The following is a 13,772-nucleotide window of genomic DNA, read 5'->3' as shown; positions in this document are numbered from 1 at the left end:
CCCGCCGGCCCAGGGGCTCGGCGGGCGTCGCGGCGTGCGCCGGGGCTCAGCGGGAGAAGACGGCCACCGCCTCGACGTGGTGCGTCATCGGGAACAGGTCGTGACCGGCGACGTCGACGAGCTCGTACCCGGCGGCGGCGAGCAGCGCCACGTCGCGCCCGAGAGCGGCCGGGTCGCACGCGACGTACACGACCCGCTGCGGCTCGAGCGACACGAGAGCGTCGACGACCTTGCGGCCCGCCCCCGCGCGCGGCGGGTCGAGCACGACGACGTCCGCGTGCGCGACGGCGGGCTCCTGCCCGCGACCGCCCGTGAGCGTGCGCGCGACGTCACCGACGTGCAGCGTCACCTGCTCCCGGTCGTGCAGGTTGCGCCGCGCGTCGCGCACGGCCCGCGCGTCGCCCTCGACCGACACGACACGCCCCTCGGGACCGACGGCGTCCGCGAGCGGCGCCGTGAACAGGCCCGCCCCCGCGTACAGGTCCACGACGGTGGCCCCGGCGACGTCACCGGCACCCCGCAGCACCGCGTCGACGAGCGTCGCGGGCGCCGTGCGGTGCACCTGCCAGAACCCGGCCGCCGCGACGCGGTACTCCCACCGCGACCCGGCGGCCTCGACCACCTCGCGCACGGACGAGCGTGCGTTGGGCCGCGTGTCGGGGCGGCGTCGGCCCAGGTCGAACGGCGTGCCGTCGACGAGCACCAGGGGCCGGTCCCCGCCGACCGGCGCGACCGCCTCGACGCGCACACCCGCCGGCCAGCGCCGCGAGAACAGGTCGAGCTCGGCGATCGCCTCGACCGCGAGCGGCATCGTGTCGAGCGCGACGACGTCGTGCGAGCGGTGGCGTCGCATCCCCGCCCGGCCCTCGTCGTCCGTCACGAGGTCGATGCGCGTGCGCCACGCGAGCCCGCCGCGCTCGTCGTCGCCCGGCGCCGCGTGCACGACGACGTCACGCTCGACGCCGCCGAGCCGCTGCAGCTGCTCGCGGAGCACGGCCGCCTTCCACTGGCGCTGCGCGGGGAGCGCGACGTGCGCGAGCTCGCCACCGCCGACCCCGTCCGGCCCGGCCGCCGGCCACGCGCTCGCCACGCGGTCGGGCGAGGCCGCCAGGACCTCGACCGCGTCGGCGCGCCAGAACGTGGCGTCCGGCTCGGCGTCGGTGAGGCGCGCGCGCACGCGCTCGCCCGGCAGCGTGTGGCGCACGAACACCACGCGCCCCTCGTGCCGTGCGACGCAGTGGCCGCCATGGGCGACCCGCTCGATCTCGAGCTCGATGATGTCCGTCTCCTTCTCGTCGGTGGCCCTCTCAGTCACGCGGCACCGCCGGGCGCACGCGGTCCTCGAGGCCGGTGTGGCCCTCGGAGGACGCAAGCTGCCAGGGCACCGACGCGACCACCACGCCGGGCGTGAACAGCAGGCGCCCCTTGAGCCGCAGCGCGCTCTGGTTGTGCAGGAGCTGCTCCCACCAGTGCCCGACGACGTACTCGGGGATGTACACGACGACGAGGTCGCGCGGGCTGTCGCGGCGCACGGAGCGCACGTACTGCAGCACCGGGCGCGTGATCTCGCGGAACGGCGAGTCGAGGACACGCAGCGGCACGGGCAGGTCCATCTCGTCCCACTGCGCGCGCAGCCGCGCGACGTCCTCCTCGTCGACGCCCACCGTGACCGCCTCGAGGACCTGCGGCCGCGCGGCTCGCGCGTAGGCGAGCGCGCGCATCGTCGGACGGTGCAGGTGGGAGACGAGGACGATCGCGTGCACCCGGCTCGGCAGCGCGCGCGCCGCGGCGGCGTCCTCGCCCAGCGCGAGCTCGCGCCGCACGGTCACGTAGTGCTGGTGGATCGCCTGCATGAGCACGAACACGACGACCATCGCGAGGATCGCGATCCACGCGCCGTGCGTGAACTTGGTGGCCAGGACGACCAGGAGCACGGTCGCCGTCATCCCGAGACCGATCGCGTTGACCACCCGCGAACGCTTCATGCGGGCTCGCGTGGTCGGGTTCGGCTCGGTGCGCAGCGCGCGCGTCCAGTGCCGGACCATCCCGAGCTGGCTGAGCGTGAACGACACGAACACGCCGACGATGTAGAGCTGGATGAGCCGCGTGACCTCGGCGTCGAACGCCCAGATGAGCCCGATCGCGACCACGGCGAGCGTGACGATGCCGTTGGAGAACGCGAGCCGGTCGCCGCGCGTGTGGAGCTGGCGCGGCAGGTACCCGTCCCGCGCGAGGATCGAGCCGAGCACCGGGAAGCCGTTGAACGCGGTGTTCGCGGCGAGCACGAGGATGAGGCCGGTGACGATCGCGATGACCGCGACCAGCACGGGTGCACCCTCGAACACCGCCGACGCGAGCTGCGCGATCACCGGGTGCTGCTCGTAGTCGGCTCCCACGGGCACGCCGTCGACCAGCAGCTGCTCGTGCGGGTCGTCGGCGAACTTCACGCCCGTGGCGCGCGCGAGCATGAGGATCGACAGGATCATCGTCACCGAGATGGCGCCGAGCAGCGCCAGCGTGGTCGCCGCGTTGCGCGACTTGGGCTTGCGGAACGCCGGCACGCCGTTGCTGATCGCCTCGACACCGGTGAGCGCCGCGCACCCCGACGCGAACGAGCGCAGGACGAGGAAGAACCCGGCGAGGCCGGTGAGCCCGTTCTCGAACCCGGCCTCGGCGGCCACCTCGAAGCCCGCGCTCTCGGCCATGGGCAGCGTGCCCATGGCGTAGCGCACCGAGCCGACCACCGCGATCATGCCGATCGCGAGCATGAACAGGTACACGGGGACGGCGAACGCGCTGCCGGACTCCTTCACGCCGCGCAGGTTGACCAGCGTGAGGAGCACGACGAGCCCGATCGCGAACACGGCCTCGTGCCCCTTGAGGGCCGGGACCGCCGCGGCGGCGTACTGCGCGCCCGACGAGATCGACACCGCGACGGTCAGCACGTAGTCCACGAGCAGGGCGCTCGCGACGGTCACGCCGGCGTTCGGCCCGAGGTTCACCGTCGCGACCTCGTAGTCACCGCCGCCCGAGGGGTAGGCGTGGACGTTCTGCCGGTAGCTGGCGACGACGGTGATCATCACGACCACGACGGCCAGACCGACCCACGGCGAGATCACGAGCGCCGACATGCCGGCGAGCGACAGCGTCAGCAGGATCTCGTCGGGGGCGTACGCGACGGACGAGAGCGCGTCCGAGGCGAACACCGGCAGCGCGACCCGCTTCGGCAGGAGCGTGTGGCCGAGCCTGTCGCTGCGGACGGGGCGTCCGAGGAGAAGTCTCTTGGCGGCATCCGCGAGGTCCGACACGATGCCCCATCGTAGGCGTACCCGGCCGTGCGCGTGCGACGCGCCCCGGTGGCTGCGGGTGCACCTGCGGGGGTATAGCGTGACGCGCTGTGCACTTCGTCATCATGGGCTGCGGTCGGGTGGGCGCGAACCTCGCGCAGACGCTCGAGGAGAACGGCCACTCCGTCGCCGTGATCGACCAGAACCCCGAGGCGTTCCGCCGGTTGTCCGGCGGCTTCGCGGGGCACAAGGTCACGGGTCTCGGCTTCGACCGGGACACCCTCGTGAAGGCCGGGATCGACGACGCGTACGGCTTCGCGGCCGTCGCGGACGGCGACAACTCGAACATCCTGGCGGCGCGGGTCGCACGCGAGACGTACAAGATCGAGAATGTCGTGGCCCGCATCTACGACCCGCACCGGGCCGAGATCTACCAGCGGCTCGGCATCCCGACGGTCGCGACCGTGCGCTGGACGGCGCACCAGGTGCTGCGCCGCCTGCTGCCGCTCGGCGCCACGGACGAGTTCCGCGACTCGTCGGGGCAGCTCACGCTCGCCCAGGTCGACGTCCACACGGGCTGGGTCGGCCGGCCCGTCACGCAGCTCGAGGCCGCCGCGGGCGTGCGCGTCGCGTACCTCACGCGGTACGGCGACGGCGTGCTGCCGGACGCGTCGACCGTCCTGCAGGAGAACGACGTCGTGCACGTCATGGCCCGTGTCGACGGCCTCGCGCACGTCGAGCGCGTGCTGACCGCCGAGCCGGGAGTGTCCGAATGAGGGTCGTCATCGCAGGTGCGGGGTCCGTGGGCCGCTCGATCGCGCGCGAGCTCCTCGCGCACGAGCACGAGGTCACGCTGATCGACCGGCAGCCGACGGCGATGCGGGTGGCGCAGGTCGCGGAGGCCGACTGGCTGCTCGCGGACGCGTGCGAGCTGCCGACGCTGCGCGAGGCACGCGCCGACGAGTGCGACGTCATGGTGGCCGCCACGGGCGACGACAAGGCGAACCTCGTCATCTCCCTGCTCGCGAAGACCGAGTTCGGCGTGCCGCGCACGGTCGCCCGCGTGAACAACCCGAAGAACGAGTGGATGTTCGACGAGGCGTGGGGCGTGGACGTCGCGGTCTCCACGCCGCGCATCATGACGGCGATGGTCGAGGAGGCCGTGGCTGTCGGCGACCTGGTGCGGATCTTCACGTTCCACCAGTCGGGTGCCGACATCCTCGAGATCACGCTCCCGCTGGACGCCCCGCTCGTCGGGGTGCGCGTGGGTCAGGTGGCGTGGCCGACCGACGTGGTGCTCGCCTGCATCGTGCGCGACGGCCGCCCGATCGCACCCAGCGTCGACGACACGCTCGAGGGGCGCGACGAGCTGCTGTTCGTGACGAGCCGCGAGGCCGACGAGGGCGCCCTCGAGGCCCTGCTCACGGGTGCGACGAAGGTGCCTGCTCCTGCTGGTCCTGCGGGTCCTGCGCGGAGCGCGCCCTGACGGCTCGCTGCACCGGACGCACCAGCACCCAGCTGACCCACAGCACGAGCGCCGTGAGCGGCACACCCATCGCCAGCTTCGCCGTGCCGAGCCACGCGACGTCGTCGTTGAGGTACAGCGGGACCTGCACGACGAGCCGCAGTGCGAACATCCCGACCCACGGCAGCGTCGCGAGCGTGTAGGCGCGGCGCACCCCGCGGTCGTCGTGCCACGCGACGACGTTGCGCCAGGGACCGCCCGACAGCGGCCCGTCGGCCGCGAACAGCCCCATGACGAGGCCGACGAGCGGCCACCCGACGAGAACCGTGGCGAGCGTGCCGACGAGGTAGGCCGCGTTGACCCACAGCCCGTACGCGAAGTAGTCGCTCGCGTCGCCCGTCCGCCACGCCCACACGACACCCACGCCGACGCCGATCACGCCCGACAGCGCCTGCGTCACGGGCGTGCGCTGCGCGAGCCGCACGACGACCGCGACGAGCGCGGCGCCGGCCGCGGCGACCAGCGCGGGCGTCAGCCGCTGCCCGGTGGCGAGGTACACGACGACGAACAGCAGCCCCGGCGCGACGGACTCGACCACGCCCCGCACCCCGCCGACGGCGTCCGACGCCGAGAACGTCTCGGAGGCCAGCACGCGCATGCCGCGTGCCCCGCCCTCCTCGGGCGGGACCACGTCGTCGACCGCGTCGAGCGGTGCGGCCGGGGGCCGCTCGTCGGGCGTGCTCACTCGCCCGGCCGGGGGCGCAGCTCGTAGCGCGGGTTGAAGATCGCGCGGCGCCCGTCGACGAGGCACACCATGCCCTCCGCCGTCAGGCGGCGGCCGGGGATGATGCCGGCGATCTCGCGGCGTCCCAACCACACGAGCGCGAGCGAGCCCGAGCCGTCGTACAGCTCGGCCTCGAGCGCGGGCACACCCTGCCGGGGACGGAACGTCACCGAGCGCAGGACGCCGCTCACCTTGGCGCGACGCCGCGGCGGGGCGCTCTCGACGGTCGTGCAGCCCACGGACCGCCCGGCCTCGACCCGCTCCTCCGCGGCCTCGACCTCGGCCTGCGAGGCCGAGAGCGTGTGCAGCAGCTCCTTGAGCGTCATCGGATCTCCGTGATCTCCGGACCCCGCGTGAGCGGGTCGAAGTCGGGCTCCTGCGCTGCGGGCGGCTCGTCGGCCACCGGCGCCGCGCCGGGCTCCTGCCGGTTGGGCAGCGTGAGGGTGAGCAGGTCGCGCGGCGGGCGGGCGTCGGTGCCCCGGACGACCACGACCTCGCCGAAGACCCGCTCGAGCACCTGGGCGGCGTCCGGCTCGACCGCCGCGCGACCCGTGATGACGCCGCGCAGGAACCAGCGCGGCCCGTCGACGCCCAGGAAGCGCGCCGGGCGGTGGGCCGTGCGGCCCTCCGGCGTGCGCGCGGGGAGCCGGGCCAGCAGCTCGCGCCCGAACGGGCCGGGCAGGTCGTCGGCTGCGCCGCCCTGCTGCACCACGGACTGCTGGATCTCCTGACGGATCTCGTCCCAGATGCCCTCGGTGCGCGGTGCGGCGTACGCCTGCAGCTGCAGCGTCGACCCGTCGATCGAGACCGCCGCCGCGGACACCGCGTTCGTGGTCTTGTCGACCTCCATGCGCAGCTCCATGCCGGGCACGCCGGGCAGCCGCAGCGCGCCGAGGTCGAGCCGCGGCAGTGCGGTCGCCTCGTCGTCGACGTCCCACGGCCCGCCGGCCGGACGCTCCGCGGTGACGGTGTCGAGCGCGTCGTCGGAGGCGGACGCGTCCGCCTCCTCGTCCCCGGTCGGCTCGGCGTCGAGCCGCTCGTCGGCCACCTGGGGCTCGTCGTCGCCCTGCGGGCGGCGCCGGAAAATCGCCACGTGTCACTCCTCCTCGGGCGCTGTCGCGCCCGTCGCGCGCCCGCGCCGTCCGGCGGCGGGCAGCCTGCACTGGTGCTCCTCGTTCGACACTAGCCCGCGCGGCGTCCCGAACCTAGCCGCAGACGGGCCCTCGTCAGGCGTCCGGGCCTGCCGCCTGCTCGGCCGGTGCCGCCGCGGCCGCGGACCTCCACCCGCCGCTCGACCCGAACCCACCCTCGCCGCGGTGCGAGCCGGGCAGGCGCTCGACCTCGACGAAGCGCACGCGCTCGACCTTCTGCACCACGAGCTGCGCGACGCGGTCTCCGCGGTGCAGCTCGACGGGGTGCTCGACGTCGGTGTTCAGCAGGGTCACCGCGATCTCGCCCCGGTAGCCCGCGTCCACGGTCCCGGGCGCGTTGACGATGGTCAGGCCGTGGCGCGCCGCGAGGCCCGATCGGGGGTGCACGAACGCGGCGTAGCCGTCGGGCAGCGCGATCGCCGTGCCCGTCGGCACCGTGACCCGACCCTGCGGCGGGATCACGACGTCGACCCTGGTCACGAGGTCGGCGCCCGCGTCGCCCGGGTGGGCGTACGACGGGACGGGCAGGTCGGGGTCGAGGCGCTGCAGCAGCACCTCGAGCGCGGGGTCGGTCGTCACGGCGCCGACCCTACCGGCCCCGGTCTGGGATGCTGGTGCCATGTCCGCGAGCCCCGACCCCGCACGCCCGGCGTCCGACGAGACGACGCGTCCCGCGTCCGCTCCCTCCCCCGTGCCGGGCGCATCGTTCGACGAGCGGCTGCGCCCCGCCCCGCTGGGGTGGCTCGCGGTCGTCGGGCTCGCGCTGACGGTGTGGGTCGCGCTGCTGCCCGTGGACGCCGTGCTCGCGACCGTCGTCGCGCTCGTCGTCGCCGTCGTCACGGTCGTGCTGGTGCTGCGGTGGACGCCCCGTGTGCGCGTCCACGCCGGCGAGCTGCACGCCGGCCGCGCGCACATCCCGCTGGACCTCCTGCGCGACCCGGTCGTGCTCGAGGGGCCCGCGCTGCGCGAGGCGCTCGGCCCCGGCCTCGACGCACGCGCCTACGTGTGCCTGCGCGGGTGGATCCGCACGGCCGTGCGCGTGGACGTCGAGGACCCGCAGGACCCGACGCCGTACTGGCTCGTCTCGACCCGCCGCCCCACCGCGCTCGTCGCCGCGCTCACGCGCGACTGACCCGGCCGGCCCGGACACGACGACGGCCGACCCCCGGAGGGGCCGGCCGTCGTCGTACGGGCGCCTGCGGTGACGAAGGACGTCAGGCAGCGCACTCCGAGCAGACCTGCTGGCCGTCGCGCTCGTACGCGAGCTGGCTGCGGTGATGCACGAGGAAGCAGCGCGAGCACGTGAACTCGTCCGCCTGGCGCGGCAGGACGCGGACCGAGAGCTCCTCGCCGGACAGGTCGGCACCCGGGAGCTCGAACCCTTCGGCGGCCTCCGTCTCGTCCTCGTCGACCACGCCCGAGTTCTTGTCCGCACGCCGCGCCTGAAGCTCCTGGAGGGAGTCCTCGCTGAGGTCTTCCTCGGTCTTGCGCGGGGCGTCGTAGTCGGTAGCCATGTGGGGCGTCACACTCCGTCTTGGTGTTGCAGGCTGATGAGTACGCGTGATCAATGCATGACTGGAGCCGTTTGTTCCCGCGCGGAGGGGATTGTGCACCACTTCCGGGACGCGTGCGAGCGCAACCTGCACACTCGGGATCACTCGGACGAGTGATACCGCTCACGCCGTCGTGTCGGCACCCTTCGCCTCGAGGAACGCTACCAGCGGCTCCACGGCGCCGCGCGGCCCGGCGACGGTCATCTCCTGGTCCGCCGGACGCCCCCGCAGACCCGTCACCACCGCGCCCGCCTCCTGCGCGACGAGCGCCCCCGCCGCGAGGTCCCACGGCTGCAGCCCACGCTCGTAGTAGAGGTCGAGGGTGCCCGACGCGACCGCGCACAGGTCGAGCGCGGCGGACCCGAGACGACGGATGTCACGCACGAGCGGGAGCAGCTCGGCGACGACCGCGGCCTGCGCCCGGCGCCGCTCCACCAGGTAGCCGAAGCCCGTCCCGACCAGGCAGCGGTCGAGCGGCCGGGCGTCGTTCGCGCGCAGCGGCACGCCGTCGCGGGTCGCGCCCAGACCTCGGCCGGCGAGGAACGTGCGGCCCTCGACCGGCGCGTGCACCGCACCGGCGAGCACGGTCCACGTCCGCGGTCCGGGAGCGACGTCCAGCGGCGCACCGTGCTCCCCGACGACCGCCGCGACGGACACCGACCACGACGAGAGCCCGTACAGGTAGTTCACGGTCCCGTCGATCGGGTCGACGACCCACGTCACACCGGTCGTGCCCGGCTCGTACCCCTGCTCCTCGCCGAGGATCCCGTCACCGGGCCGCAGCTCGGCGAGCCGTCGCCGCAGCAGCGCCTCCGACGCGAGGTCCATCGCGGTGACGACGTCGACCGGGCTCGACTTGGTGGCGTGCACCTGGACCGTGTCGGGCCGTCCGTCGTGGACCAGCGCACCGGCCTCACGCGCGAGGGTGGCGGCCGTCTCGACGAGGGCCTGGACGTCGTGCGGTGCGGAGGTCGTCATGGCGACCATCCTGCCTGCCCGCCGGGGCGGCCCCGCCACGGGCCCGGCGCGTGCAGCCTGAACCGCAGCGACAGCACCCGCAGCGCGAAGATCCCGACCACCACCGCCGACAGGACGACGGGCGTCCGCCACCCCACGGACCAGCAGACCGCGACCCCGATCGCGCCCAGCATCGACGGGATGGCGTAGAGCTGACGGTCGTGCAGGACGACCGGCACCTCGCCCGAGAGCACGTCACGCAGCACTCCCCCGCCGGCGCCGGTCATCACGCCCACGATGACCGCCGCCACGGCCGTGGTGCCGTACTCGAGGCCCTTGACGGTGCCGACGACGGTGAACACGGCGAGCGCACCGGCGTCCAGCACGACGATGACCCGTCGCGCGCGCTCCAGCCGCGGGTGGAAGAAGTACATGAGGAACGCCCCGAGCACCGCTGTCGTGATCAGCCGCCAGTCCGCGATCCCGACCGGAGGCACGGCGCCGATCAGGACGTCGCGCAGCATGCCGCCGCCCAGCCCTGCGGCCCAGCCGAGCACGACGATCCCGAACACGTCGAACTGCTTGCGCACGGCCGCGAGGGCTCCGGACATCGCGCCCACGAGCACACCGACGAGCTCGAGCACCGGTTCGAACGGGATGTCCTCCACCACGAGGGCATGATGACAGCCGGGGCGGTCGCGGGCACCGTCCTGGTGTGTCGCGGTGTGACGATCACGACGACAGGCGGCACACCGGGCGCACCTCCGCCGCGAGACACCCGGAAGGTGGCACCCTCGACCGTGACGCAGTAGGAGGACGCATGGACGAGCTCGAGCTGGTGGGCCTGCACGACGACGGCGAGCACCTGGTGCTCGCGCGCGCGGACGGCCAGCGCTTCCGCGTCCGCATCGACGAACCGCTGCGCGCCGCGGTGCGGCGCGACCGCCCACAGCTCGAGCAGCTGCGGGCCGAGGGAGCGAGCTCGCTCAGCCCGCGTGAGATCCAGGCGCGCATCCGGGCCGGTGCGACGACGCAGGAGGTCGCGGACGCGTCCGGCCTGCCGGTCGCGCACGTGCGCCGCTACGAGGGCCCGGTCCTCGCGGAGCGCGAGTACGTCGCGGAGCAGGCGCGCGCGACGCGCGTCGGGCGTGACCACGGCGCCCCGGTGCTGGGCGACCTCGTCACGGACCGGCTCGCCGCGCGCGGGGTGGACCTCGGCTCGCTCTCGTGGGACGCGGCGCGTGAGCCGCACGGCCCCTGGTGCGTGCTCGCGCGGTTCTCGGTGGACGACTCGCCGCGCGAGGCCCGCTGGACGTTCGACCCGGGCGCGCGAACGCTCGTCGCGGACGAGGACGAGGCCCGGTGGCTGTCCGAGACGGAGCTGCCCGACGAGCCCGTGGCACGTCGGCACCTGTCGGCGGTGCGGGACGTGGTCTTCGACTTCGAGTCGGTGGGCTCGGTGCGCCACGTCGGCGACGGGCCGGTCGACGACGACACCCACGAGCAGCCGGCGGTGGACGCCGACGAGCGCACGCACGCGCTGCTCGACGACCTGCAGGCGCGGCGGGGCGTGCGGCAGAGCGTCGCCGAGGGCGACGACGACGAGGACGACGGCACGTTCGAGGGGTTCGGGCCGCAGCACGCGTTCGACTTCACGCGGCTCGACGACGTCCCGGGTGCGCACCCGGCGGACGCGGACCCGCAGCGCGAGGCCGTCGTGCTGCACCCGCGCCGCCCGTCGATGCCTCCCGTCGCGGGGTCGCACGACCTGCCCGCCCGGGCCGACAAGGCCGACTCGACCGTCGCGGTGGCCGACGAGACCGCGCCTGCGTCGGAGCCGACGGCCGAGCCCGTGGCGGAGCCGGCGGCCGAGGAGCGCCCGCGAGCCCGCAAGGGCCGCGCGAAGGTGCCGAGCTGGGACGAGATCGTGTTCGGGGCCCGCCCCGAGTGAGGCCCGCGCCGGGGCGAGCGCCCCGGCGGTCCCCCGGCGGTCCCCCGCGTCACACGTCGAGCGTCGGCTGCTCCGCGAGCACGGGCTGGGGGGCGGGCGCCGCGTCCGGCGCGAGCGCGCGCGACGCGGCGGCCGTCATGCGGCGCATGTGGTGGCGCCGGCACAGCACCTCGTACTGCACCTCGCCGTGGTGCGGGTCGGACGCCCCCGCGACGTCGCCGACGACCACCTGCTCGCCCTCGACGACCATGACGCCGTCGACCGTGCGGGCGTTGTGCGTCGCGCGCGCACCGCACCAGCACAGGGCTCGCACCTGGAGGATCTCGACGCGGTCGGCGAGCTCGACGAGCCGTTGCGCGCCGGGGAACAGGCGCGCACGGAAGTCCGACGAGATCCCGAACGCGTACGCGTCGACGCCGAGCTCGTCGACCACGCGAGCGAGCTGCTCGACCTGCGCCGCGGTGTAGAACTGCGCCTCGTCGCCGATGAGGTAGTCCACGGGCCGGCCCTGCGTGCGGCGGCCGAGCACCTCGACCCAGAAGTCGGTGCGGTCGTCGACCTCGTACGCGCGCTTGGTCAGGCCGAGCCGGGACGAGATCGTGGCGGAGCCCGCACGGTCCTGGCGGGTGAAGAGCAGTCCGTCACGGCCCCGCGCCGCGTGGTTGTGGTGCATCTGGAGCGCGAGGGTCGACTTCCCGCAGTCCATCGTGCCCGAGAAGAAGACGAGCTCGGCCACCGTTACCCCCACCCCTGCGTCATGCCACGACGATGCACGGCACCAGCATCTCCTGCGGCGTGAGCGACCCGTGCACGCCGACCATCTCGAGCGACGCGGCGGTCTGCGTGCGCGTGTCCACGACGGTCGCCACACCCGTCATGGCGACCATGAGGTCCCCCACGACGGGCAGCACACGGTCCGCGACGGGACCGAGCAGCCCGCCGTCCACGACCTCCCCGCGCGTGAGGACCACTGCCGCGTCGCCGAGCACGTCGCGCCACGCGTCCCGCACACGCTCGAGCGAGGCGCCCGTCTCGAGGTGCACGTGGCTCGCGCGCGGCTCCCCCGCCACGAGCGCGACGCCCGCAGCGAGTCGTGGGTCCGTCGCCACGTCCCAGCGCAGCCGAGGGTCGACGTCGACCATCCCGTGGTCCGCGGTCACGACGAGCACGGTGCCGCGCGGCAGCGAGCGCGCCAGCCGGGCGAGCTCCGAGTCGGCGTCCGCGAGCGCGTCGCCCCACGCGTGCGAGCCGACCCCCTGGTGGTGCCCGACCTTGTCGACGTCGCCCCAGTACAGGTAGGCGAGACCGGGCTCGCGCAGCGCGCGCACCGCGGCGTCGACGCGGTCCGCGAGGGACTCCGCGGGCACGTAGCGCGCGCCGCGCAGCGCGGCGCGCGTGAGTCCCGACCCGGCGAACCGCGCGGGCCCGACGCTGGTGACGGTGACTCCGGCGCCCGCGAGCAGCTCGAGCGTGCTCGCGTGCGGCTGGAACTCCTCCGGCTCGGGCGCGCCGCTCCACTGCACGAGGTTCGCGAGCGCGCCCGTGCCCGGAACGCGCACGGTGTAGCCGAGCATCCCGGTCCCGCCGGGCTCGACGCCCGTGCCGAACGTGCCGAGCGCGGTGGCGGTCGTCGACGGGAACGTGCTGGTCACAGGCTCGCAGCCGGCGCTGGCGCGGCGCAGGAACGGCGCGTGGCCGCTGCGCTCGGCGAGGTTGAGGTGGCCGAGCCCGTCGACGAGCACGACGCACACGCGCGGCGCGGCGGGCAGGCCGAGCCGCTCCTGCGCGGCGTGCCACGCGCCCGCGACCGCGTCGAGCGAGGTGGCACCCGCGGGCGCCGTCCCGGTCAGCACCGCACCCGCCGCCCCGACGAGGACCGAGCCGAGGCCCGCACGCGCGTCGGAGCCGGGGAGCACGAAACCGTGCTGCTCGACGGCTTCCTCGAGGACCGCGGGCAGAGCCCGGCCCTCCACGTGGGTCACCACGTCAGCGAGCCGCGCTGGCCGCGGAGAGCGTGCGCGCGAACTGGGTCGCCGCGCGCACGGACTCGGCGCCCTCGGCAGCGGCGCTCACGCGCACGACCACGTCGTCGGGCGCCAGCGTGCCGGTGTAGCCGTGGTCGGCCTCGCACGCCGGGTCGCCGCACGACGCGGGCTCGAGGTCCACGCGCGAGACCGCGCCCCAGCCGATCGCCAGCGTGAGCTCCAGCGTGGGCTTGCCCGCGCTGTGCCGCTCGGGCCGCTCGACGACGTGCGTGAGCACCACCGAGCGCAGCTCGCTCAGGGGCACGGACTCGGTGGTCGCGGAGGCGGCGGACGACGGGTGCTCGGAGTCGGCGGGGTGGTCGTCGACGTGCGCGCAGACCAGGCGCGTCGGGGTCAGGACGAGCACCGTCACGTGCCGGCGCACCTCGGCGGAGTCGAACGTCGTCTCGGGGTGGACGAGGTGCGCCATGACCGGCTCGTCGGCGAGTGCGACGTCGAGGACGTCGGCGACGAGCTCCGGGTAGTACCCGGCGCGGTACAGGTCCTCGTGGAGGGAGCGAGAAGCTGCGGGCATCTGCACATCCTCGCACCGGTCGGCCGCTGCGCCCCAGCGCGCGGGGCGTGGATGTGGACACACGG

16 protein-coding genes are annotated in these 13,772 nt (G+C 74.7%); 4 read left to right on the top strand and 12 right to left on the bottom strand.

The genetic code is table 11. From position 1 onward, the window contains the following. Positions 1-46: 46 nt before the first annotated feature. Both CUD01_RS05780 and CUD01_RS05775 read right to left on the bottom strand, forming a co-directional pair. On the bottom strand, positions 47-1,315 hold the full coding sequence (locus tag CUD01_RS05780) for a class I SAM-dependent RNA methyltransferase (protein WP_141319424.1): 1,269 nt from the start codon (positions 1,313-1,315) through the stop codon (positions 47-49). Next, entirely contained in the window at positions 1,308-3,308 is a 2,001-nt protein-coding gene (locus tag CUD01_RS05775) for an APC family permease (protein ID WP_094180190.1), read from the bottom strand. Before CUD01_RS05775 ends, CUD01_RS05780 begins: the two co-directional genes overlap by 8 nt. Positions 3,309-3,412: 104 nt before the next feature. Here CUD01_RS05775 and CUD01_RS05770 point away from each other — a divergent pair, with 104 nt between their 5' ends. Both CUD01_RS05770 and CUD01_RS05765 read left to right on the top strand, forming a co-directional pair. Next, the gene (locus tag CUD01_RS05770; RefSeq protein ID WP_094182198.1) at positions 3,413-4,063 is read left to right on the top strand and encodes a potassium channel family protein; all 651 of its coding nucleotides are present in this window, start codon (positions 3,413-3,415) and stop codon (positions 4,061-4,063) included. After that, a complete protein-coding gene (locus CUD01_RS05765) occupies positions 4,060-4,773 on the top strand; it encodes a potassium channel family protein (RefSeq protein ID WP_141319422.1) in 714 nt (237 codons plus the stop codon). Before CUD01_RS05770 ends, CUD01_RS05765 begins: the two co-directional genes overlap by 4 nt. On the opposite strand, the gene CUD01_RS05760 is transcribed toward CUD01_RS05765, so the two are convergent. From CUD01_RS05760 to dut, 4 genes are all read right to left on the bottom strand, one after another. Further along, the gene (locus CUD01_RS05760) at positions 4,709-5,497 is read right to left on the bottom strand and encodes a DUF3159 domain-containing protein (protein WP_371860758.1); all 789 of its coding nucleotides are present in this window, start codon (positions 5,495-5,497) and stop codon (positions 4,709-4,711) included. The genes CUD01_RS05765 and CUD01_RS05760 overlap by 65 nt on opposite strands. Continuing rightward, positions 5,494-5,862: an OB-fold nucleic acid binding domain-containing protein gene (locus tag CUD01_RS05755; protein ID WP_094180192.1), complete on the bottom strand. Its 369-nt coding sequence runs from the start codon at positions 5,860-5,862 to the stop codon at positions 5,494-5,496. Before CUD01_RS05755 ends, CUD01_RS05760 begins: the two co-directional genes overlap by 4 nt. Beyond that, entirely contained in the window at positions 5,859-6,629 is a 771-nt protein-coding gene (locus CUD01_RS05750) for a DUF3710 domain-containing protein (protein WP_141319420.1), read from the bottom strand. Before CUD01_RS05750 ends, CUD01_RS05755 begins: the two co-directional genes overlap by 4 nt. A 133-nt stretch (positions 6,630-6,762) precedes the next feature. Then, positions 6,763-7,308, bottom strand: coding sequence for a dUTP diphosphatase (gene dut / locus CUD01_RS05745; RefSeq protein WP_141319418.1), 546 nt, complete (start codon positions 7,306-7,308; stop codon positions 6,763-6,765). Between dut and CUD01_RS05740 the strand changes: the two genes are divergently transcribed. After that, complete coding sequence (locus tag CUD01_RS05740) at positions 7,307-7,819, top strand: DUF3093 domain-containing protein (protein WP_141319416.1); 513 nt, start codon at positions 7,307-7,309, stop codon at positions 7,817-7,819. The two genes, dut and CUD01_RS05740, sit on opposite strands and share 2 nt — an antisense overlap. A gap of 82 nt (positions 7,820-7,901) precedes the next feature. Here CUD01_RS05740 and CUD01_RS05735 read toward each other — a convergent pair whose 3' ends face one another. The 3 genes from CUD01_RS05735 to CUD01_RS05725 form a co-directional block, all read right to left on the bottom strand. Next, complete coding sequence (locus CUD01_RS05735; RefSeq protein WP_013883495.1) at positions 7,902-8,201, bottom strand: DUF4193 domain-containing protein; 300 nt, start codon at positions 8,199-8,201, stop codon at positions 7,902-7,904. A gap of 162 nt (positions 8,202-8,363) precedes the next feature. Further along, the gene (locus tag CUD01_RS05730) at positions 8,364-9,227 is read right to left on the bottom strand and encodes an inositol monophosphatase family protein (protein ID WP_141319413.1); all 864 of its coding nucleotides are present in this window, start codon (positions 9,225-9,227) and stop codon (positions 8,364-8,366) included. Further along, positions 9,215-9,868: a trimeric intracellular cation channel family protein gene (locus CUD01_RS05725; RefSeq protein ID WP_094180197.1), complete on the bottom strand. Its 654-nt coding sequence runs from the start codon at positions 9,866-9,868 to the stop codon at positions 9,215-9,217. Before CUD01_RS05725 ends, CUD01_RS05730 begins: the two co-directional genes overlap by 13 nt. 149 nt (positions 9,869-10,017) lie before the next feature. On the opposite strand from CUD01_RS05725, the gene sepH reads away from it, so the two are divergent. Continuing rightward, positions 10,018-11,148 carry a septation protein SepH gene (gene sepH / locus CUD01_RS05720; protein WP_141319411.1) on the top strand — a complete coding sequence of 377 codons (1,131 nt, stop codon included), beginning with the start codon at positions 10,018-10,020 and terminating at the stop codon, positions 11,146-11,148. 49 nt (positions 11,149-11,197) lie between these two features. On the opposite strand, the gene CUD01_RS05715 is transcribed toward sepH, so the two are convergent. Genes CUD01_RS05715 through CUD01_RS05705 form a run of 3 tightly spaced genes read right to left on the bottom strand, consistent with a single transcriptional unit; the run spans position 11,198 to position 13,707 of the window. Next, positions 11,198-11,884 (bottom strand): thymidine kinase, encoded by a 687-nt coding sequence (locus CUD01_RS05715; protein WP_094180199.1) that lies wholly within the window; start codon positions 11,882-11,884, stop codon positions 11,198-11,200. A 19-nt stretch (positions 11,885-11,903) separates the two neighbouring features. Continuing rightward, a complete protein-coding gene (locus tag CUD01_RS05710) occupies positions 11,904-13,133 on the bottom strand; it encodes an alkaline phosphatase family protein (protein WP_244937676.1) in 1,230 nt (409 codons plus the stop codon). Between the two features lies 1 nt (position 13,134). Then, positions 13,135-13,707 (bottom strand): DUF5998 family protein, encoded by a 573-nt coding sequence (locus CUD01_RS05705; protein WP_094180200.1) that lies wholly within the window; start codon positions 13,705-13,707, stop codon positions 13,135-13,137. Between the last annotated feature and the right edge of the window lie 65 nt (positions 13,708-13,772).

It is taken from the genome of Cellulomonas uda, from assembly GCF_006538705.1.
GTDB lineage: Bacteria > Actinomycetota > Actinomycetes > Actinomycetales > Cellulomonadaceae > Cellulomonas > Cellulomonas uda.
The sequence above is the reverse complement of the archived record's forward strand: the minus strand, read 5'-3'. Positions and strand labels throughout refer to the sequence as shown.